Origin of the sequence: Rhodoferax sp. (genome assembly GCF_011391645.1) — a bacterium.
GTDB lineage: Bacteria > Pseudomonadota > Gammaproteobacteria > Burkholderiales > Burkholderiaceae_C > Rhodoferax.
Map to the genome: position 1 here is coordinate 1 of NZ_JAABQC010000050.1, position 18,738 is coordinate 18,738.

Annotated in this window: 20 protein-coding genes; 6 read left to right on the plus strand and 14 right to left on the minus strand. The window is 61.2% G+C overall.

Annotation, left to right across the window (positions count from 1 at the left end; all coding sequences use genetic code 11):
* The first annotated feature begins 233 nt into the window (after positions 1-233).
* Both GPS82_RS07975 and GPS82_RS07980 read left to right on the plus strand, forming a co-directional pair.
* Positions 234-1,190: a DUF533 domain-containing protein gene (locus tag GPS82_RS07975; protein ID WP_296493085.1), complete on the plus strand. Its 957-nt coding sequence runs from the start codon at positions 234-236 to the stop codon at positions 1,188-1,190.
* A gap of 351 nt (positions 1,191-1,541) precedes the next feature.
* Positions 1,542-1,907, plus strand: coding sequence for a glutaredoxin domain-containing protein (locus GPS82_RS07980; protein WP_296493087.1), 366 nt, complete (start codon positions 1,542-1,544; stop codon positions 1,905-1,907).
* A 77-nt stretch (positions 1,908-1,984) separates the two neighbouring features.
* Here GPS82_RS07980 and GPS82_RS07985 read toward each other — a convergent pair whose 3' ends face one another.
* From GPS82_RS07985 to GPS82_RS07995, 3 genes are all read right to left on the minus strand, one after another.
* Positions 1,985-2,776 carry a hypothetical protein gene (locus GPS82_RS07985; RefSeq protein WP_296493089.1) on the minus strand — a complete coding sequence of 264 codons (792 nt, stop codon included), beginning with the start codon at positions 2,774-2,776 and terminating at the stop codon, positions 1,985-1,987.
* Between the two features lie 85 nt (positions 2,777-2,861).
* A complete protein-coding gene (locus GPS82_RS07990) occupies positions 2,862-3,563 on the minus strand; it encodes a hypothetical protein (protein ID WP_296493090.1) in 702 nt (233 codons plus the stop codon).
* 224 nt (positions 3,564-3,787) lie between these two features.
* Complete coding sequence (locus GPS82_RS07995; RefSeq protein WP_296493093.1) at positions 3,788-4,864, minus strand: alkene reductase; 1,077 nt, start codon at positions 4,862-4,864, stop codon at positions 3,788-3,790.
* A 195-nt stretch (positions 4,865-5,059) separates the two neighbouring features.
* On the opposite strand from GPS82_RS07995, the gene GPS82_RS08000 reads away from it, so the two are divergent.
* Entirely contained in the window at positions 5,060-5,572 is a 513-nt protein-coding gene (locus GPS82_RS08000; protein WP_296493095.1) for a CIA30 family protein, read from the plus strand.
* A 69-nt stretch (positions 5,573-5,641) separates the two neighbouring features.
* Here GPS82_RS08000 and GPS82_RS08005 read toward each other — a convergent pair whose 3' ends face one another.
* Together GPS82_RS08005 and GPS82_RS08010 are read right to left on the minus strand one after the other, a co-directional pair.
* On the minus strand, positions 5,642-6,106 hold the full coding sequence (locus tag GPS82_RS08005) for a pyridoxamine 5'-phosphate oxidase family protein (RefSeq protein ID WP_296493098.1): 465 nt from the start codon (positions 6,104-6,106) through the stop codon (positions 5,642-5,644).
* Positions 6,107-6,257: 151 nt separating this feature from the next.
* Positions 6,258-6,680, minus strand: coding sequence for a BLUF domain-containing protein (locus tag GPS82_RS08010; RefSeq protein WP_296493100.1), 423 nt, complete (start codon positions 6,678-6,680; stop codon positions 6,258-6,260).
* 345 nt (positions 6,681-7,025) lie between these two features.
* Here GPS82_RS08010 and GPS82_RS08015 point away from each other — a divergent pair, with 345 nt between their 5' ends.
* Positions 7,026-7,571 carry a histidine phosphatase family protein gene (locus tag GPS82_RS08015; protein WP_296493102.1) on the plus strand — a complete coding sequence of 182 codons (546 nt, stop codon included), beginning with the start codon at positions 7,026-7,028 and terminating at the stop codon, positions 7,569-7,571.
* A 92-nt stretch (positions 7,572-7,663) separates the two neighbouring features.
* Here GPS82_RS08015 and GPS82_RS08020 read toward each other — a convergent pair whose 3' ends face one another.
* From GPS82_RS08020 to ptsP, 3 genes are read right to left on the minus strand one after another with little or no spacing between them, the layout of a single operon-like run.
* Positions 7,664-9,430: a PTS fructose-like transporter subunit IIB gene (locus GPS82_RS08020; RefSeq protein WP_296493104.1), complete on the minus strand. Its 1,767-nt coding sequence runs from the start codon at positions 9,428-9,430 to the stop codon at positions 7,664-7,666.
* Positions 9,431-9,469: 39 nt separating this feature from the next.
* Positions 9,470-10,450, minus strand: a complete 981-nt coding sequence (gene pfkB, locus GPS82_RS08025) for a 1-phosphofructokinase (RefSeq protein ID WP_296493106.1) — start codon at positions 10,448-10,450, stop codon at positions 9,470-9,472.
* Positions 10,447-12,921 (minus strand): phosphoenolpyruvate--protein phosphotransferase, encoded by a 2,475-nt coding sequence (gene ptsP, locus GPS82_RS08030; protein WP_296493132.1) that lies wholly within the window; start codon positions 12,919-12,921, stop codon positions 10,447-10,449. The genes pfkB and ptsP overlap by 4 nt, the downstream gene beginning before the upstream one ends.
* A gap of 233 nt (positions 12,922-13,154) precedes the next feature.
* Here ptsP and GPS82_RS08035 point away from each other — a divergent pair, with 233 nt between their 5' ends.
* The gene (locus GPS82_RS08035; RefSeq protein WP_363717348.1) at positions 13,155-14,141 is read left to right on the plus strand and encodes a LacI family DNA-binding transcriptional regulator; all 987 of its coding nucleotides are present in this window, start codon (positions 13,155-13,157) and stop codon (positions 14,139-14,141) included.
* A 72-nt stretch (positions 14,142-14,213) separates the two neighbouring features.
* Here the strand turns inward: GPS82_RS08035 and GPS82_RS08040 are convergent, their stop codons facing one another.
* From GPS82_RS08040 to GPS82_RS08065, 6 genes are all read right to left on the minus strand, one after another.
* On the minus strand, positions 14,214-14,900 hold the full coding sequence (locus GPS82_RS08040) for a c-type cytochrome (RefSeq protein WP_296493111.1): 687 nt from the start codon (positions 14,898-14,900) through the stop codon (positions 14,214-14,216).
* An 82-nt stretch (positions 14,901-14,982) separates the two neighbouring features.
* Entirely contained in the window at positions 14,983-15,645 is a 663-nt protein-coding gene (ureG, locus tag GPS82_RS08045) for an urease accessory protein UreG (protein ID WP_296493114.1), read from the minus strand.
* A gap of 8 nt (positions 15,646-15,653) precedes the next feature.
* Positions 15,654-16,355, minus strand: a complete 702-nt coding sequence (locus GPS82_RS08050) for an urease accessory UreF family protein (protein ID WP_296493117.1) — start codon at positions 16,353-16,355, stop codon at positions 15,654-15,656.
* 3 nt (positions 16,356-16,358) lie between these two features.
* Positions 16,359-16,856: an urease accessory protein UreE gene (gene ureE / locus GPS82_RS08055; protein WP_296493120.1), complete on the minus strand. Its 498-nt coding sequence runs from the start codon at positions 16,854-16,856 to the stop codon at positions 16,359-16,361.
* 292 nt (positions 16,857-17,148) lie between these two features.
* Positions 17,149-17,352: a hypothetical protein gene (locus GPS82_RS08060; protein WP_296493122.1), complete on the minus strand. Its 204-nt coding sequence runs from the start codon at positions 17,350-17,352 to the stop codon at positions 17,149-17,151.
* Between the two features lie 41 nt (positions 17,353-17,393).
* A complete protein-coding gene (locus GPS82_RS08065; protein WP_296493126.1) occupies positions 17,394-18,242 on the minus strand; it encodes a sterol desaturase family protein in 849 nt (282 codons plus the stop codon).
* A gap of 77 nt (positions 18,243-18,319) precedes the next feature.
* On the opposite strand from GPS82_RS08065, the gene GPS82_RS08070 reads away from it, so the two are divergent.
* On the plus strand, positions 18,320-18,738 hold a 419-nt coding region (locus GPS82_RS08070; RefSeq protein WP_296493129.1), incomplete at its 3' end, for a metalloregulator ArsR/SmtB family transcription factor.

Below are 18,738 nucleotides of genomic sequence, written 5' to 3' on the forward strand. Positions count from 1 at the left end.
GATGGGCGCAGGCTTCGCGCTGGTTTTCCAGGCCAATCGGTCTCACGCGCGGCCACCTGAGGTCCAGTCAACCCATGCAAGTGCCGCCCGGCAACCCCGCGGCACACATCACTTCGGTTTAGTCGAATATAAATTGTCAAAAATCCGACTTGTAAGATGGGTTGGCTGCCCTTATCTTCATTAGTGATGGCCACCGCTGGATGGCCGCAACCCGAACCCGAATGACGCCCAACATGACCGCTGAAGACCAAAAATCCATTTTGACCATTGCCCTGTACGCCGCTTTTGCAGACGGTGACAAGCACGACCGGGAGCGCCAAGAAATCAGACGCATTGCCGACTCGCTGGCCACGCAGGCCCACGCGCCCGAACTGGGTGGTCTCTACCAGGACGTGCTGCTGCAGCGAGTCAAACTGGACACCGCCGCCACGGCACTCAGCAATACGGGCCTGCGCCAACTGGCCTATGAAATGGCGGTTTGCGTGTGCGACGCTGATGGTCGCCAAAGCGAGCCTGAACGCCTGTTTCTGCAAGACCTCAAGGGACTGTTGAAACTCAATGCTGCCAGCACCGAGGTCTTCGAGCGCGAGGCCGACACCGTGCTCACACTGAGTGACACCCCAGTCAGCCCCGTGCCCGTCGCGCCCGCCAGCGTGCCGCTGCAGGCCACGGCGTCAGAGTCCGAGCTGGACAAATCCATCCTCAACTACGCCCTGCTCAACGGCGCGTTGGAGCTGCTGCCCCAGTCCTGGGCGTCCATGGCCATCATTCCCCTGCAAATCAAGATGGTCTACGGGCTGGGCAAGGCCCATGGTGTGGAACTGGATCAGGGCCACATCAAGGAATTTATTGCCGCCGCTGGCGTGGGGTTGACCTCGCAGTATCTGGAACAGTTTGGTCGTAAATTGCTGGGCGGCCTGCTGGGCAAAATGGCCGGGCGCACCATCGGCAAAGTGGGCGGTGCCGCCACCGGCATGGCCATGTCGTTTGCCACCACCTACGCGCTGGGGCAACTGGCCAAGGGCTATTACCGGGGCGGCCGGGTCATGAACACTGCCTTGTTGCGCCAGACCTACCAGGATTTGCTCGGCCCCGCGCAGCAAATGCAAACCCGCTACCTGCCACAAATCCAGCAAAAAGCCGCCACGCTGGACATGGGCCAGGTCATGGCCATGGCGCGGGGTGGCTGACCCGCGAGGGGATGAGAGGCAAAAACATAGGTCAAATCCGGCCATGAACGCCGTCTTGTGCGAGAGTAAAGCGGGCGGTGAGCGTCAGGCCGCCGCCAAACATGGTGAGCGCGATGGTGGGCTGGTTCTCTCGAACCGCCTTGTAAATGTTGTGATGACTTGAATTACATCAAGGCAGTCCGCGCTCATTGGCCAAACGATCCGCCCGTGCCCCACGCAGGTCGGGAGCATCCGCGTGGCGGCCAAAGTGGCGCAGGGCAGTTGCACTGACTTTGCGCAAGCCGTGCCCTGCACGCGTCGGGGTATCCGACAAGAGCGATACTGGCATGTCGCAACATTTCCGGAGTTTCCATGCCACGCCCGATTCTTGACGAAGCGCACATTCATCCTGCTATTCGCAGCAAAGTGGCTGGCCATCAGCAGGCCATCGTCCAGGAGGTCATGGCAGCGGTCAGAGGCAACGATGTGGTGGTGGTTGGCATGGGTTTGAACCCTTTCCCCAAAAAGGCGTGCAAGGCGCTGGACGCGACAAACCAGCCCTACAAGTATTTGCAGTACGGCAACTATTTCAACTCCTGGCGCAAGCGAAATGCGCTGAAGATGTGGACTGGCTGGCCCACTTTTCCGATGGTGTTCGTCAGAGGCGTGCTGATTGGTGGCGCTGGCGAGTTGCAGGCACTGATTGACAAAGCTGAGCTAAAAAAACCCGTTGTTTGATTTGCGGCGGTCTGTCGATTTTTTGCCAAGACATGAAAGCTCGTCCATCCCGATGACGTTCTGGCCCAACCCTGAAACTAACGCTCGAAATAAGGCAAGAGTGCCTTGGCCGCTTCAACGCGCAGGTGAAGGTCGACGGTGGGATCATGCATCACCCCGAGCAGAAAGCACTTTGGATCAAGACCATCGTGCGGGGGTGTCTGAACTGCGATTGACCGGGAGTCACTGCCGGCAGCCTTGCCAGCCGCCGTGTCTGTATCACATGAGGTCGCAGCACCGGTTGGCCTGAGCCGCCCCAGCGCCTGCTGAAAGTCGGCGGGACTGATGCTCTTGAAATGAGACAGCAGCTTGGCCTGGGCATCAGGACTGGGCGGCAGGTCGAGCCAGGGTTCATCTGCAAACATCCCCGCCAAACCAGGGGCCACGAACGCTGACCAATGGCCTGTTTCGGCCTGGCGGGACGGCACCATTCGGGTGTCTTGTGCGTGTCGTGGTGTCAGATCATCCGCAGCCGGTTTCATGACGATGTGCCTCGGTGCAATTGCGCTTAGGTAGCGCAGGCGCAGCGACTGCAGAAAATCAAGCGCCTGTGCGAGTGGCACTGGCTCTGAAAGTGAGAACCAGACCTGGTAGCCGTCGATGCCGGACACTGCAATCGTCGGGGCGGGCAGTTCAAGTTCATCCTGAACGCCTTGCCAAAGCGCCGTAACGGCGTCCCACCCGGCTTGCCGTGCAACGTCAACAACCATGGCTCGAACCCGCCCGTCGGTATCCACCAGACGAATCGTTTCCCCGGCGGGGTCATCGGATTCGGACTGCGAGTCGCGCGGGAGGTACAGGCGGTGCAACTCCGCTTGAAGTCTGCTCATGGCTTTATGGGGTGTTGGGTCGATCGCGTGCGCGTTCAGCTGGAGTGTTCAGCTTGACCGATGGCCCGTGCGGCACCGCAAAGCATCAGGCCAGTTTGAACCCGCCAGCGTGATTGGCCTGAACATGCCCAGCAGCCGCCAGGCGCTTGAGTGATGCCGTCATCGACCCCAGTGGAATGCCGGTTGCTTTGGAAACTGCGGTCTGGTTGATGGCCGCAAAGTTTTTGGTGCTTAAAACGGCGCCCAAATGCTGAAGCAGCTTGGCGGCATTCCCGGACACAGGCGCAGCAGCCGCTGGTCTGCGTTTGGTCTGGAGCGCCTTTGCCTGTGGACTGGTCGCGGGCTTGACTATGGCTTTTGCCCCCGTGTTGCGCTTAGCCGGTTTGCTCGGACGAACCCTTGCTTTCTTCTTGATCTTGACATCGGTGGCGGCCAGACGGTTGTCCTCCACAAGAGGCGCGTCAGAGTTGGCAGATGCTGCGGGGGTCGGAGCTGTCAAGGCGGGCATCATGCCGGGCAAGGAGGGTTCCACATCACTCAACTCGCCAACCATCCGGTACACATTGCGCAAGTCCTCCTCCATGGATGCGACCGTTTTCGACAGGCGCGCAATCATCTTCCAGTTCTCGAACAGCGTGTCATTGCCCAGGTGAAAGGGGTTGGAGCCGACCGCTGCGTGAACGCGCTCGCCATAGTCCTTGACTGCCAGCTTGAGCTGGGCATCGGCATCAAACACGGCCGCACCGGCCTGTTGAATCGTGGCGAGCAGTTCTTTGTTCAGTGACATGATATGAAATTCCTTGCAAGATGAGGACGTGGGGCCGGCATCGGATGGTCTAGCGCTGATGCGGTGGACCGCGTGGCCATCGCCCCGCAATGCCACCGGTCGGCCCCGGTGAAACATGGGCTGAATTATCTCAGAGGGGCAGAGAGTGAATTTTTTGCGCTTTGCTGTTGCGAACAAAAGGGTGCCAAATGGCACCTTTTTGGTTCTGTAACCTGCTGGCAGGGTCACTGCGCCAGCGCAGGATAGTCGGTATAGCCTTTTTCACCGGGGGTGTAGAAAGTACTCATGTCGGGCGCTGCTAGCGCGGCACCAGACTTCATGCGGGCGACCAGGTCCGGGTTCGAAAGAAAGGGCCGACCAAAGGCAACCAGGTCCGCCTCTTTTGCCTGCAATACCTTCTCTGCGCTTTGGGCATCGAAGCCGCCAACCGCGATAAAGGTCCGCGCAAAGGCCGCCCGAAGCTTGGTTTTCAACTCTGCCGGAACCGGCGGTGCACCCATGGCCGAGTGGTCCACCAGGTGGAGGTAAACCAGCCCCATGTCGGACAACTTCTTGGTCAACGCCAGGAACTGGTCTTCTGCGCCGTCAAAAGCGCCGGTTCCGTTGAACACGCCGTGCGGCGAAATTCGGATGCCAACCTTGTCTGCCCCAATGGCGCCTACACAAGCCTGGGCCACCTCAAGGGTAAACCGGTTGCGTGCGTCCGCACTTCCACCGTAGTCATCGGTGCGCTTGTTGACGTTGGCATTGAGGAACTGCTCCATCAGGTAGCCGTTGGCCGCGTGGAGCTCAATGCCGTCAAAGCCTGCCTTGACGGCCAAGCTGGCGGCATTGGCATATTCGGCAACGGCTTGAGCAATGTCCAGTTCGGTCATCACTACGGGCGCCGTATGGGCCTGCAGACCAGCCTTGTCGGTCCACATGTCACCCGGGCAGACCTCGGGGCTTGGGCCAATGACGCGGGCACCAGCGGGGAGATTGTCTTGATGCGAGACGCGACCGGTGTGCATCAACTGAACAAAAATTTTACCGCCAGCCTTGTGAACTGCGTCGGTCACCAAGCGCCAGCCTTGCACCTGCGCTTCGTTGTAGATCCCCGGAATCCTGGCGTAACCCACGCCATTGGGGGAGGGTGACGTGCCCTCGGTCACAATCAGGCCAGCGGTGGCGCGTTGTTCATAATACTGGGCAACCAATGCATCGGGAGCACTGTCGTGTGAGCAACGGCTGCGTGTCATCGGCGCCATGACGGTGCGGTTGGCAAGGCGAATGCCGCCCAAGTCATAGGATGCAAAAAGCATCAGGGTCCTAACGAATGGATGGTTTAAATTTGAACTTCATTCTTTCAAATCTCGAACAACATTGGGTTGCCTGAGGGGAACGCTGATCCTCTCAGGGACTCATGGTGATGGTTTGCTGCCAAGGCGCCGGGCGGTGGCGGAAGGGTTGTGGCCGGCGCCAATGCATCCGGGCTTGAAGCGGCTTACGATTGAGCCATGACCAACCTGAAGCATCACTTCAACACGCCAGCCTCCACCCAGAATTGGCAAGCCATCAATGATGGGGTGATGGGCGGCGTCTCTGTCGGTCGAATGCGATTCGATTCGGCGGGTTGCGCCGTGTTTGAGGGGGAGGTCTCACTGGAAAACAACGGCGGCTTTGCCTCTGTCCGGGCATCACAGCTTCACTTGGGAGGTGCTGACACGGTGGCCTACCTGCTGACTGCCTACGGTGATGGTCACACTTACAAGCTGAATTTGCGCACTGATGATGGCTTTGACGGCGTCAACTACCAGGCTGCTTTTACACCCGCGCCGGGGCTGTGGACCCAGACAGTTCTGCCCGTGACGTCATTCGAGCCCAGCTTTCGGGGCAGGTTTGTGAAAGGGGCGCTACCGTTGCGACCTGAGGCGGTCAGACAGGTTGGGCTGATGATTTCAGACAAGCAAGCGGGTGCATTTCGGCTGATGGTGAAGGCCATTGAGGCGATGGATCACCGGGCGGAGTAATGGCATAGCGGTGCCTGGGACTCGGGGGCGCGCGTCGCCAAGCTTGGCGATTGGCCGATTGGCTTCGTGTCAGGTCGGAGACATCGCGTCAATCATCCACCAACTGACATCGTCAATGCCCCGCACCACCTGATAGGACTCCACTGCCAGGCTCAGCAGGACGCAGTCTGGCGAGTCCAGAAAAGCGGCCAGGTCCGGATGCTTGAGCAGGTGAGCTGAGCGCATGGCAGCCAGGTCGCTGTCGGCAATGTCTTCGACGCGGCCCACTGCGCTCACCACGTACCCGTCCTGATCTGCCGATCCCCGCGTTGGGCAGCCATTGATCAGCAGCGACACCCGGCGGTTTTGCTGCAGATTGTGGAACTTGCGGGTGTTGCGGTAGGTTGCAAAGAGCAGTTGCCGACCAGCTGCGAACGAGGTGACGGCGATCAGGCTGGTGTGCGGTTGCCCGGCGTTTTCCGTGGCCAACACGGCAAAGCCGGTTTTATCGATGATGTGGAGGATGCCGCTCTTGGCCGAGATGGGTTGGCTCATGGTGGGTCTGGTGGGTTGACTCGCCAGGTCAGGCCAAGTAGGTCCGAAGGTTCGAGTGTTTGCCATCGTCTGTCAGCCCAAAGCAGTGCCCGTTGGCTTTCATGCAATCGCCTTTGAACGAGGGCCACTTGGTGCCGTCAGGAAACACAGGTCAGGAATCGGGGCTCTGGATTGTCGTGCCTGTCGCAAGCAACTCATCAATGCGCGCCATCACCAGCAGCCCGGAGGCGGAATAGGGGTCGAATTCCGGCCACACAATTTTTGTCTTGGGATCAATGTCAGACAAGCTGACGTGTGCCATGGACCATTTTTCGAAACGCCGTTCGGCAATACTTTCGCAGTGAATCAGCACCACATTGGTGTGGCGCTGGTCTGCGTAAATGCGCGAATAAAGCTTGGTGACAACACCGCGTTCACCTTCAAGTGCCTGCAAAAAAACGCCCTGTCCCTGGCACAACACGCCCGTGATGTTGTTCGCCTTGTTCCAGGCTTGCGCCTTCTTCAAGATTGAGTGGGTCATGGTGCTGGTCTGCGGGCCTACAGCGGTACTGACGTAAATCACACGAATGAGCATTTCAGATCCCCTTTGGTCCTATTTTATGGCCGTTGACGGCACTGTTTCGGCTACCAATTGGTTTGATTAAACCCTTAGGGAAATTTAAACGTACCGGTGCGTAGTAAATTTAAATCCGATACATTTTTACGATGGTAAATTTAGTTAACTGCCTTTGGAGAAAGCCATCAAGAACACCTTCAATCCCCCGTTTTTTGCCCTTGGACCAGCATTTTTTGACCAGGCAAATGGCGTCGTCGGCAGAGCCGTCATGCCGAAATGCCGCGCACAGCCGTTCAAAAGCTTCGTCCCGTACCCTGACCAGCGCGTGGTCTCAACCATGAGTGTGCACAAGCACGGCTCAGCATGTTTCGCAAAATAAGCGCAGTTTTCCTGCTCGTTGTTTGCGCCGCGCAAGCCTGCGCCCAGGAGGCCTGGCACAGCGTCACGCCCGGCACGGTGGTGCTGTTTCGTCATGCAACGGCTCCCGGGGTCGGGGACCCTGCTGAATTCAAACTCAACGACTGCCGCACGCAGCGCAACCTGAGCGCCAACGGCCAAACGCAAGCCCGGCGCATTGGCGAGGCATTTCAACAGCGTGGCATTGAAGTCAAGACTGTCTGGAGTTCCCAATGGTGCCGCACACGGGAAACGGCCGATCTGGCATTTCCCGGCAGGCGTGTCGATCAGCCACTCTTCAATTCCTTTTTTGGGTCACCTGCGCAAGGATCCAGCCAGACCCAGGCAGCGTTGGACTTGCTGGCCTCCCGCAAAGAACCCGGCGTCCTGGTGGTTGTGACCCACCAGGTCAACATCACGGCGCTGACGGGTGTCGTGCCGGACTCTGGTGAGGGCGTGGTCGTTGCGCTCCAGGGACGAGAGCTCAAGGTCTTGGGCCGCATCAAACCCTGATCCAGTTAAGGAGGCCGATGCTCAGCCCAGCCACATCGGCCAGACTGACTGCACCGGTTACATGACGAATCGGGGTCTTTTGCTTGATGGCATCAATTGGCGGCTGTTGCGTTCAGTGGTCGCTTCAGGGCACCCAGGGCCAGGGCGCTGATCACGGTACCGGCCACGATGGCCAACAGATAGGCACCCAGGTTGGTCACTGCATTGGGAATGGGCAGCACAAACACGCCACCGTGCGGCACGCGCAGTTCGCTGCCAAGCACCATCGACAGTGCACCGGCCACGGCCGAGCCGATCATCAGCGCCGGTATGACGCGCAGCGGATCTTTGGCGGCAAAGGGAATCGCACCTTCGGTGATGAAGGAAATGCCCAACACGGCAGTGGCTTTGCCCGCTTCACGCTCGTCCAGCGTGAAGCGGTTCTTGAAGACTACCGTGGCCAGGGCCAGTGCCAGCGGCGGCGTCATACCTGCGGCCATGACGGCGGCCATGGGTGCATAGACTTCGCTGGCGATCAGGCCAGTGGCAAAGGCATAGGCCGCCTTGTTGACCGGGCCGCCCATGTCAAACGCCATCATCGAACCCAGCAGCAGACCCAAAAAGATCGCGTTGGAGCCTTGCAGGCCCTTGAGCCAGGTGGTGATGGCTGCCAGCACCAGGCTGACGGGTTCGCCCACCACGTAATACATCAGCAAACCGACGATGGCGGTGCCCAGCAGCGGCAGGATCAGCACCGGCTTCAGGCCGTCCAGATTGCGCCCGAGCTGGATCTTGTCATTGAGGAACTTGACCGTGTAACCGGCCAGGAAGCCGGCAGCAATACCACCAATGAAACCCGCGCCAATCGACGCGGCAATCATGCCGCCGATCATGCCTGGCGCCAGGCCGGGTCGGTCGGCAATCGAGTGGGCGATGAAGCCCGCCAGAATCGGCACCATCAGCGCAAAGCCGCTCTTGGCACCAATGGTGAACAGCGTCCAGGCCAGGGTGCCCTTGTTGGCGTCTTCGTAGACATAGATGCCACCCAGCGCAAAACCCAGGGCGATCAGCAGGCCACCGGCCACCACAAACGGAATCATGTAAGACACGCCGGTCATCAGGTGCTTGTAGGCACCGGTGCGGCTGGCGCTTTGTTGTGCCTTGGCAGCTTTCACCTGGTCGGTATAGACGGCGCCAGTGGCCGGTGCGGCGGCTTTGGCCTGCTCCATGGCGGTGCGCACCACCAACGCGCCGTCCTTGATGGCGGCTTTGGTGCTGGTCTCGTAAATGCGCTTGCCAGCAAAGCGGCTCATGTCGACATTGGTGTCGGCGGCTATCAGCACGATCTCGGCGTTGGCCACGTCCGCAGCGGTGAGCGTGTTTTGCGCGCCGACCGAGCCTTGCGTCTCCACCTTGATGCTGAGCTGGTTGGCCTTGGCGCCGGTCTCCAGGCCTTCAGCGGCCATGAAGGTGTGGGCGATACCGGTCGGGCAGGAGGTGATGGCCACAATTTGCGGCATCGACGGATCTCGCGCGGGTACAGCGGCGGTTGCGGCGGCGGCTGGTGTTGCCGGGCGCGCCTGGCCGAGGGCCTGGCGAATCACCGCTTCAGCATCCCGGATGGCGGGCACGGTGCCGACTTCAAGCAGGTTTTTGCCGGCAAAACGCTCGGTGTTGACGTGGGTGTCGGCAGCAATGATCACCGCGTCGGCGGCGACAATGTCGGCGGCACTCAGGGTGTTGCGGGTGCCGGCCGAGCCTTGTGTTTCTACCTGCATGCTGTGGCCGGCGCGGTCAGCGGCTTGCTGCAAGGCCTCGGCGGCCATGATGGTGTGAGCGATGCCAGTCGGGCAAGCGGTCACGGCGACGATTTTTGACATGGTGTTTCCTTTTGGCTTGGGGGACAGGGGGCGGCTGGGTCAGCCGAGTGAACTAACTTGAACCATTTGGGCCAGCGCCCGCACGGTGTCTGGTGGGGGCAGATGGGGCCCGAGGCGCGCCAGCTTGGCGGCTGAAAACGCTGTGGCCAGGCGCGCGCACTCGGGCAGGGCCAGTCCGGCGATCTGCGCTGCCACAATGCCGGCCACCATGGCATCACCCGCGCCCACTGTGCTGATGAGTTCGGTGGGAATGGGGTGCGCCAGCAGGGCAATGTGGTGGTTGACAAACAGGGCGCCCTCGCCGCCCATCGACACGATCACTGTGCCGGGTGCGTTGGGCCGAGCCAGCAGTTCGCGGGCAGCGGCCACCACCGAGGCGGTGTCGGCAAGCGTCCTACCGATCAGCTCGCAGAGCTCGGCGCGGTTGGGCTTGATGATGTCGGGCGCCGCACCGACGCCCGCGGCCAGGGCGGCACCGCTGGCGTCCAGCAGCACCTGCGCGCCCAGGTTGTGCGCATGGGTGATCAGGCGAGCGTAGGTGTCGGCAGGCCATTGCGGCGGCAAACTGCCCGAGGCCACCACCCAGCTGCCTTTTCCGACCAGTCCGCCAATGCGCGCCAGCAGCCGCTCGAGCAGCGCTTCAACGGCGTCCGGCGCCAGCGTCGGGCCGGGCATGTTGATGTCGGTGGTGTCACCGCTGGCCAGATCCACCAGCTTGGTGTTGATGCGGGTCAGACCGTCGAGGTAAAAGCAGCGGTTGTCGATGCCTTTGGCGTCGAAGAGCGTCTCGAACTGACCGGCGTTCTCGCGACCGATCAGCCCAGTGACCGCGCTGCGGACACCAAAATCTGCCAGACACGAGGCCACATTGATGCCCTTGCCACCCACATCCACCTGCATGCGCAGGGCGCGGTTCACCCCGCCCACCCGCAGGTGATCCACTTCCAGTGTGTGGTCCAGCGCCGGATTCAGCGCGACCGCCACCACGCGGGCCGGGGTGTTGTGCGGAGCGTCATTCATAACGCACGCACCTCGTCGGCGCTTCCTGCAGCCAGCGCACGCTGGGCCAGCAGTTGCATGGCGGCATAAGAGTCACTGCGCAGGGTGGCCTTGACGGCGGCGACGTCCTGCGCGCTCATCGACAGCTCATCGACACCCAGGCCGGTGAGGATGCGGGCGCCCAGCGGGTCACCTGCCAGCCCGCCACACACGCCCACCCAGGTGCCGTGTTTTTTGGCAGCGGCCACGGTGCGCGCAATCAGGTCCAGCACGGCTGGGTGCAGGCTGTCCGCCTGCGCCGCCAGTTCAGGGTGCTGCCGATCAATGGCCAGCGTGTATTGGGTCAGATCGTTGGTGCCGACCGAGAAAAAGTCCACCAGCGGAGCGAACTTTTCCGCCATCACCGCCACAGCGGGAACCTCGACCATGATGCCGATTTTCAGTTGCGGCCCGTTGACCTGAGCGCGGGCGCGTTCGCAATGCTCGCGCAGCGCCTCGATTTCGCTGGTGTGGGTGACCATCGGGAACATGATGCGGATCGGCCCGTGGGCGGCGGCGCGGTATAGCGCGCGCAGCTGGGTGTAGAGCAGGTCTTGCCGGATCAGCAGCAGGCGCGCACCGCGCACCCCCAGGAACGGGTTTTCTTCCTTGGGCAGGTTCAGGTAAGGCACTTTTTTGTCGCCGCCGATGTCCAGCGCACGAATGATGAGGGTGCGCCCGCCCATGGCCTCGGTCATGTCACGGTAAACGCGGTATTGCTCCTCTTCGTCCGGCGCACTGTTGCGTTCCAGAAACAAAAACTCGGTACGCATCAAGCCCACACCTTCGGCACCGGCTTCGATGGCCACACTGGCCTGCTTGGCGTTGGCCACATTGGCTGCCACTTCAACCGTGTGGCCGTCGGTGGTGGTGGCGGGCAAGTAGCGGCTCTCGCGCAGGGCGTTGCGGGTGACCAGTTGGCGAGCAATCACTTCGGTGGCAGCGTCCTGATCGGCTTTTGATACGTCCAGGTACACCGCACCCAAGCCGCCGTCGATCACGGCCAGCTGCCCCTCGGGCGCTGCCAACAAGGCACTGCCTGCAGCCACCACGGCGGGCAGACCCAGCGTGCGCGCCAGAATGGCGGTGTGCGAGGTGGGCCCGCCGCTGCTGATGGCCAGGCCGACGACAAATTTCATGTCGAGCTGCAAGGTGTCAGAGGGCGTCAGGTCTTCGGCCACCAAAATGCTGGGTTGGCTCAGCACCTGGCATTGACGCTCAATGCCCAGCATGTGGGCCAGCACGCGCTCACCCACATCGCGCAGGTCCAGCGCGCGGGCAGCCAGCAGCGGGTCGGCCACGGCTTGCAACTTTTCAACTTGGGCCTGCAAGGCGTATTGCCAGGACCACGCCGCACCGTGGCCGCGCAGAATGTTGGCCAGGGCGTCGCGCAGCAGTTGTGCGTCGGCAATGAGCTCGCGGTGGGCGGTAAAGATGGCGGCCTCGGCGGCGCCCAGCCGCGTGCGGGTCTGGGCCTCCAGGGTTTGCAGCTCCTGGCTGATGGCCAGCAGCGATGCCTCCAGCGCTTCGCCATCGGCAATCACGTCGCCTGGCTTGTCGGGCACGTCAAACTGGTGGCTGACGTGGCGCACCAGCATGCCGATGGCCAAGCCGGGGCTGGCACCAATGCCGTAGATCGCTTGCGGGTTGTTGCCGGGCAGCCAGTCGGGGGTGGCACGGCGGGCGGCCAGCGCGTTACGGCGGGCGCGCTCGGCGTCGGCCTTTTCGTCGGCAGACAAGGCGCGCACCACATCCAGCAGTGCATCGACCGCGCGGCGCGCATCCGGGCCACGGGCGGCCAGGCGCAGGCTGTCACCCCGGGTCACCCCCAGCGACAGCAGGCCGGTCAGCGCCTTGGCATCGGCAAATTCCTGCGCCTTGTACACGCGAATGTCGCAGGCAAAACGTTTGGCGGTTTCCACCCAGCGGGTGGCCGGGCGGGCGTGCAGGCCGTTGGGGTAGTCCAGCGTCCACTCAGACTGCGCGTCGCTGGGCCACTCGGGCGCGTCAACAGCAGGGGCGGCGACCGGCACCGGTTCGTCGGCCAGGGTGGTGACGATCAACTGTGGGTCGTTGGTGGCCACCAGGCTCTCGATGCTCTGGGGACGCTGCATCAAGCGCGTCAGACGGCGCAGCAACACAATGTGCTCGTCTGACTTGGCAGCAATCGCCACCACCAGCTGCGCTTGGTCGCCGTCTTTCCAGGCGACACCGTCACGAAACTGCACCACCGCCACGCCGGTGTGGTGAATGTGGTGGCGGTCTTCCACCATGCCGTGCGGAATGGCGACACCCGCGCCCAGAAAGGTGTTGGCCACCTCCTCGCGTTTGAGCATGCTTTCCACATAGGCCGGGGCAATGTAGCCCGCGTCCACCAACAGTTGGCCGGCCAGGCGCACTGCTTCGGTTTTGTTGCTGGCCCGGGCATTCAGTCTTATGCAGGCGGTCGTCATGGTTTCCATCCGTGTCTCCTTGCTGTTGTCGACGTTTTTAACGTGTTTCAATGAATTTAATGTAATCGTTTACATTTTGATTGTCAGATAAATTAAAGGGAAATGCCAGCATTTTTTGTCGAAAATGCTAAGGGTTTACCCTAAAAATGGCTATTTAGTGCAAATAATCCCGAGGTTTTACAAGACTTCATGCACAATAATGCAAACGATTACATCGTAATTCCGGAGGTTTGATGGTCAAAATCGTGGATGTGGCGAAACAGGCGGGGGTATCGACAGCCTCGGTTTCACGGGTGATTGCGGGGGTTCCCGGGGTCAGCGACGAGACGCGTTTGCGCGTCAATGCTGCGGTCAAGTCATTGGGCTACAGGCCGGATCTGGCGGCCCGGCGTTTGCGTTCAGGCCGCACCGACACGCTGGGCCTGATCGTGTCCGACATCCGCAACCCCTTTTTTACCGAGATCAGCCGCGCGGTGGAAGACGTGGCGTACCAGAACGGCATGCGGGTGTTCCTGTGCAACGCCGATGAAGACCCCGACAAGGAGGCGTTCTACCTGGAGATGATGCGCGACGAAAATGTGAGCGGTGTGATCCTGTCGCCCACGCGCTCCCTGCTCAATGACCTGCGGCCGAAGGAATATTCGTTTCCCATGGTGCTGGTGGACCGCTGCGAGCGCGATGTGAACGCAGATGCGGTGGTGCTGGACAATTTTGACGCCGGCTACCGCCTGACCGAACATTTGGTCACGCAGGGCTATCGGCGCATCGTCTTCCTGTATGGATCAGTGGGTTCCACCGGGCCGCAGCGGCACCAGGGCTACCTGGCCGCCATGTCTGCGGCCGGGTTGGCACCTGAGGCCGAACCGATCCTTCCGCGCAGCGAACGCGCCCGCGAGGTCGCCGACAGGCTGCTGCAGCGCAGTCCCATGCCTGACGCCCTGGTCGCCAGCAGCGGTCTGGTGCTGCAGGGTATCGCCGAGGCAGTCAAGGCCGCGGGGGTGAAGGTGCCAGCTGATACCGCGGTGGCCGGCTTTGACGACTTGCCATGGACCAGTCTGGTCACGCCAGACATCACCGTGATCCGCCAGCCCATCCATGAAATCGGTCAAACCGCGATCAGGCTCCTGCTTGAACGGGTGCTTTTGCCTGAGCGGGCCGTGCGCCGGGTGGTGCTGCGCGGTGAACTGCTGGTGCGCGGATCAACACAACGCAGGGATTGAAAGCCAAACCGCAAGTTCGACAGCGCACTTCGGAGACAACTCCGGTCAGGCCGAAAACTTCGTACCGGGTTGCTACTGGCGTTTTGGCGCAGGTGACTGCGCCATGTAGTCTGCCACGGCCTGTAAATCGTCTTGTGCATAGGATTTCAGCAGGCTGGCCATGGCGGGGTTGGAGTTGCCCCGTTCCCCGTTGCGAATGAGTTCGAGTTCGCGTAACAAATAGGAGTAATGTTGCGCTGCCACCATAGGCACGAAAGTGCTGGCATTGCCCTCGCCGTCTGCACCGTGGCAGCCGGCGCAGTCCTTGGCAAATAACGCCTTTCCCCGCGCCACGCCTGACCCCGGACCCATGGCAATTGGTCCGGCCACCGGCAGCGTTTGCAAATGGGCGGCGATGTCGGCCAGGGTTTGCAGACTCAGTTTTTCTTCCACAACCAGGGGCTTCATGAGTGGGTTGGAGCGCAGGCCGCTGCGGATATCGAGAACCTGCTTGATGACCACCGTGGCGTGTTGCCCGGAAAGCCGGGGCGTCTGGTTGGCAGAGCGGCCGGCGGCGTCCTTGCGGTGGCAGCGCGAGCAGTTCTGCGCTTTGAATTCGGCCTCACCGCGCTCGGCGTCGGCCTTTAATTCAAGCACACTCATCAACAGGATCTTGGGCTCGGCTGCAGGTGCCGCGGTTTGGGCCTGAACCGGCAGCAGAGACGCGGTCGACAGGGCGGCCACCAGCACGGACGCAATGTGTTTGATGGAATGGCGCATGGCAGTGGCGATGTGTTTAAAAATCGCTTTATAACAGTATTCCGGCCTGCGGCAACTTCATTCGGCATGCTCGCACGGGGGTTTACGCCTGCGCCAGCAGCATGCCCCGGCTTTCGATAAAGGCCACCACCTCGCTCAGCCCGGCCCGGGTTTTCAGGTTGGTCATCACAAAGGGCTTGAGCCCCTTGGGGGTGCTGCGCATGCGTGTGGTGTCAGCGTGCATCACGTCCAGATCGGCGCCTACATAGGGGGCCAGGTCGGTTTTGTTGATGACGAACAAATCGCTTTTGGTAATGCCGGGGCCGCCTTTGCGTGGAATTTTTTCGCCAGCGGCGACATCGATCACGTAGATGGTCAGGTCGGAGAGCTCAGGGCTGAAGGTGGCCGCCAGGTTGTCGCCGCCACTCTCAATGAACACAATGTCGGCGTTGGGAAAATCCACCAGCATGCGGTCGATGGCCTCCAGGTTGATCGACGCGTCCTCGCGGATGGCGGTGTGCGGGCAGCCGCCGGTCTCCACGCCCATGATGCGCTCGGCGGGCAGCGCTCCGCTGACGGTGAGCAGGCGCTGGTCTTCCTTGGTGTAGATGTCGTTGGTGATGGCCACCAGGTCGTACCGGTCGCGCATGGCTTTGCACAGCATCTCCAGCAGGGTGGTTTTGCCCGAACCCACCGGACCGCCAATGCCCACGCGCAAAGGGGGCAGGGGTTTGGTGCGGTGCTTGATGTGATGGAGTTGAGTCATGGTGAGGTTTAGGAGCGAAAAAGACGTGAATACTGGACTTCGTGCTGGGCACTCAAAATGGCCAACATCGGGGAAAAGGCCTGGCGCTGGTGGTCAGGCACCAACAGGGCTTGTGTCACGGCCGCAGGAATGGCGGCCGTCAAGGCCGACAAAATGCGCTGCCCGGCGCTCTGGCCCAGTGGCACAGATTTGATGGCGGCTTGCACCATGTTCTCGGCCCAGCCAAAAGCGTAGGTCAGCAGGCAATCGCGCGCAGACGCACCGGTGGCGCTGGCAGCCAGCGCAAAGGCCAGCGGATAGGTGGGCTGAAGTTCGGCCAGCAGCCCGATTTGCACCGGGGTGGCGGTGGTGTGGTTGCGCAGCCATTCGAGCAGGGAGCGGCCCATTTGCTCGCTCTGTGCCCGCAACTCGCTGCTTTCGCGCGTTTGCAGCACCCAGGCGTTGAGCTCGGCAATGCGGCTGGCATCGGCGGCTTGCCAAGCGGGAATGGCTTGCGACAGCACGGCCAGATCGCATCGCGCCAGGTTCAGTTCAAGCTGGTCGAGCAGCCAGGTAGCGGCTTCCGACTCGGTTGTTACGCGGGCTGTGTCGACCGCGGCCTCCAGGCCCTCAGAGTAAGAGAAGCCGCCGATTGGCAGCGCCGGCGAGGCCAGCCACATGAGCTGCAGCAGGCTGGCAGCAGGTGCGGTGCTGTCGGAAATCGCTTGCATGGCTCAGTGTGCGTGTGCCTGATCATGGCCGCCATGGGCGTGGCCGCCGCTGGCATAGGCGCCGCTCTCCGGCTCAAACGCCTCATTCACTTCCACCACGGTCAGGTGCATGGCGCGCAACATGTCGGCCAGCACATGGTCGGGCTCGATCTTGAGGTGGTCGGGCTTGAGTTCGATCGGCACATGGCGGTTGCCCAGGTGGTAGGCGGCGCGGATCAAATCGAAGCTTGAGCCGTGCTCGGGGCAAGCGGTGATTTTCAGCACGGTTTGGGGCGCAGCCCAAACCCTGATCAACGAGCCATCCTGCGCCACCAGCACGTCGCCGCCACGCGCCACCGTGCCACGCGGCAGAAAGATGCCAAGCTGGCGGCCAATTGAGTCAGTGGCTTCGAAGCGGCTTTTCTGGCGAATGTCCCAGTCCAGTTCCACCGCGCTGGCGCGCTTGAGCAAGGCGGCGGCCAGGCCAGCGCCTTGGGGGATGAGTTTGGAGGCTTGGAGCATGTGAATGAAGGGCAAAACTGTTCAAAAATACGGTGAAGGTGACCACGCAAAAGCCGTGCCGACCATTGGCGTCAACAAAACTGCAATGACCTGGCGGCCAGTTTTCCGTTACTGAACACTGCAATTTCCCAATGGCAGATTTTGAACGATTCCGATCGCTTGTTTGACGACATTGCGCATTTTGATGTCGGCTCCGCAGCTAAACGCATTGGGGAAATTGTGGAAGCTGTGCAAATTTTGGCCACCAACCCCATGACGTGTCGTTTAGTCAAAGGCGGTAAACGCGAGCTTGTCATTGGGCCGGCCACCCGAACGCCAGAAAGATGACTGTGGCCTCGACTTTGGTATTGACCGGCTTGTCGATCAACCCGAGCTGCTGCTTGCTGGCAAGCGCAAGCACCAGGACATGCAGGGCCAGAGAGAAAAATACAGCGAGGAGATACTTGTATTTGTTGAACTGCATGGGCTGCAAATGCCATCTTTTGAGGTCGCGCATGTGTTCCGCTCAAGGGTTGCACAGTCATCAGGGTTCTCTTTTCAAGACCAGGTGCGCCGGTTGATGGCGTAGCCTTGCACCTCACCCCTGAACGGCATCAGCAGCATGCCGTCGAGTCGCGCCACCTCGCGCGGATCGTTATGGCCGTGAATGCCGATGGTCATACCCAATTGGCCGGCGCGCGGTTGTTCACGGTAGGTGCCAAACAACCGGTCCCACCAGGGCAGGTTGAAGCCGAAGTTGGAATTGGTCTCGTCTTCCTCGACCGAGTGGTGCACGCGGTGCATGTCGGGCGTGACGATGACCCAGCGCAGCGCGTGGTCCAGGCCCACGGGCAGGCGGATGTTGCCGTGGTTGAACATGGCCGCTGCATTCAGCACCACCTCGAAGATCAGCACCGCCAGCACAGGCGGGCCGAGCACCGCGATGGTGGCGATCTTGATCAGCATGGAAAGCATGATCTCCAAGGGATGAAAGCGTGCGCCCGTGGTCAGGTCGTAGTCCGGGTCGGCGTGGTGCACCCGGTGCAGCCGCCACAGCACCGGCACCGCATGCACCATGACGTGCTGCAGCCAGATCACAAAGTCCATGGCGATCACGGCCAGGGGCACGGCAAGCCAGAACGGCACGTTGAAGTGATTCAGCAGACCCCAGCCATTGGCCGCACCGAACGCGGCCATGCCCACCGCTGCCAGCGGGAACATCAGGCGCAGCAACACAGTGTTGAGAATGACCAGGCCAAGGTTGCTGCTCCAGCGCAAAGCCTTGGAAGCCGTGAGCGGGCGCTGTGGTGCGACCAGCTCCCAAAGTGCGACGAGCACAAAGACACCCACAAAGAAGCCCATTCTGATCACAGGCTCGTTTGACAGCACAAACTGTTCAAATTCCATGTTGTCTCCATCCAATCAAGACTTGCTTTTGCGCTGGATCAATATCAATCAATCTAACGTACGTTAGAATATACACCATGAATAACCGATCACTCAAAGACCTTCTGTACGAGCAGGTCGCCCGTGTGGGCAAGGCGCTTTCGAGCCCCAAGCGGCTGGAAATTTTGGAAATGCTGGCCCAGGGCGAGAAGGCGGTCGAGACCATTTCCCTTGAGGTGGCCATCGACAACAAGCTCGCCAGCGCGCACCTGAAAGCACTCAAGGAGGCCCGTCTGGTGCAAACCCGCCGCGACGGCAAGCGTATTTATTACAGCCTCACCGGTAAGGACGTGGCCCAGTTGGGTGTGACCTTGCGCCAGGTGGCCGAGGAGCACCTGATCGAATTGCGCATGGCACTGCAGGGCATGATGGCCGACCCGGACCGCATGGTCAGCGTGGGGCGCAAGGAACTGATGGCGCAAGCCAAGCGCGGCGAAGTCATCGTGCTCGATGTTCG

Bases quoted from the DNA above. Each gene is read 5' to 3' on its own strand.
- GPS82_RS08050 (WP_296493117.1), bottom strand. From the start codon at position 16,355: ATGCAAGCGATTTCCGACAGCACCGCACCTGCTGCCAGCCTGCTGCAG.
- GPS82_RS08040 (WP_296493111.1), bottom strand. From the start codon at position 14,900: ATGCGCCATTCCATCAAACACATTGCGTCCGTGCTGGTGGCCGCCCTG.
- GPS82_RS07975 (WP_296493085.1), top strand. From the start codon at position 234: ATGACCGCTGAAGACCAAAAATCCATTTTGACCATTGCCCTGTACGCC.
- GPS82_RS08015 (WP_296493102.1), top strand. From the start codon at position 7,026: ATGTTTCGCAAAATAAGCGCAGTTTTCCTGCTCGTTGTTTGCGCCGCG.
- ureG (WP_296493114.1), bottom strand. From the start codon at position 15,645: ATGACTCAACTCCATCACATCAAGCACCGCACCAAACCCCTGCCCCCT.
- GPS82_RS08035 (WP_363717348.1), top strand. From the start codon at position 13,155: ATGGTCAAAATCGTGGATGTGGCGAAACAGGCGGGGGTATCGACAGCC.
- GPS82_RS08000 (WP_296493095.1), top strand. From the start codon at position 5,060: ATGACCAACCTGAAGCATCACTTCAACACGCCAGCCTCCACCCAGAAT.
- ptsP (WP_296493132.1), bottom strand. From the start codon at position 12,921: ATGACGACCGCCTGCATAAGACTGAATGCCCGGGCCAGCAACAAAACC.
- GPS82_RS07985 (WP_296493089.1), bottom strand. From the start codon at position 2,776: ATGAGCAGACTTCAAGCGGAGTTGCACCGCCTGTACCTCCCGCGCGAC.
- GPS82_RS08065 (WP_296493126.1), bottom strand. From the start codon at position 18,242: ATGGAATTTGAACAGTTTGTGCTGTCAAACGAGCCTGTGATCAGAATG.
- GPS82_RS08060 (WP_296493122.1), bottom strand. From the start codon at position 17,352: ATGCGCGACCTCAAAAGATGGCATTTGCAGCCCATGCAGTTCAACAAA.
- GPS82_RS08010 (WP_296493100.1), bottom strand. From the start codon at position 6,680: ATGCTCATTCGTGTGATTTACGTCAGTACCGCTGTAGGCCCGCAGACC.
- GPS82_RS07990 (WP_296493090.1), bottom strand. From the start codon at position 3,563: ATGTCACTGAACAAAGAACTGCTCGCCACGATTCAACAGGCCGGTGCG.
- GPS82_RS07980 (WP_296493087.1), top strand. From the start codon at position 1,542: ATGCCACGCCCGATTCTTGACGAAGCGCACATTCATCCTGCTATTCGC.
- GPS82_RS08020 (WP_296493104.1), bottom strand. From the start codon at position 9,430: ATGTCAAAAATCGTCGCCGTGACCGCTTGCCCGACTGGCATCGCTCAC.
- GPS82_RS08005 (WP_296493098.1), bottom strand. From the start codon at position 6,106: ATGAGCCAACCCATCTCGGCCAAGAGCGGCATCCTCCACATCATCGAT.
- pfkB (WP_296493106.1), bottom strand. From the start codon at position 10,450: ATGAATGACGCTCCGCACAACACCCCGGCCCGCGTGGTGGCGGTCGCG.
- GPS82_RS07995 (WP_296493093.1), bottom strand. From the start codon at position 4,864: ATGCTTTTTGCATCCTATGACTTGGGCGGCATTCGCCTTGCCAACCGC.
- ureE (WP_296493120.1), bottom strand. From the start codon at position 16,856: ATGCTCCAAGCCTCCAAACTCATCCCCCAAGGCGCTGGCCTGGCCGCC.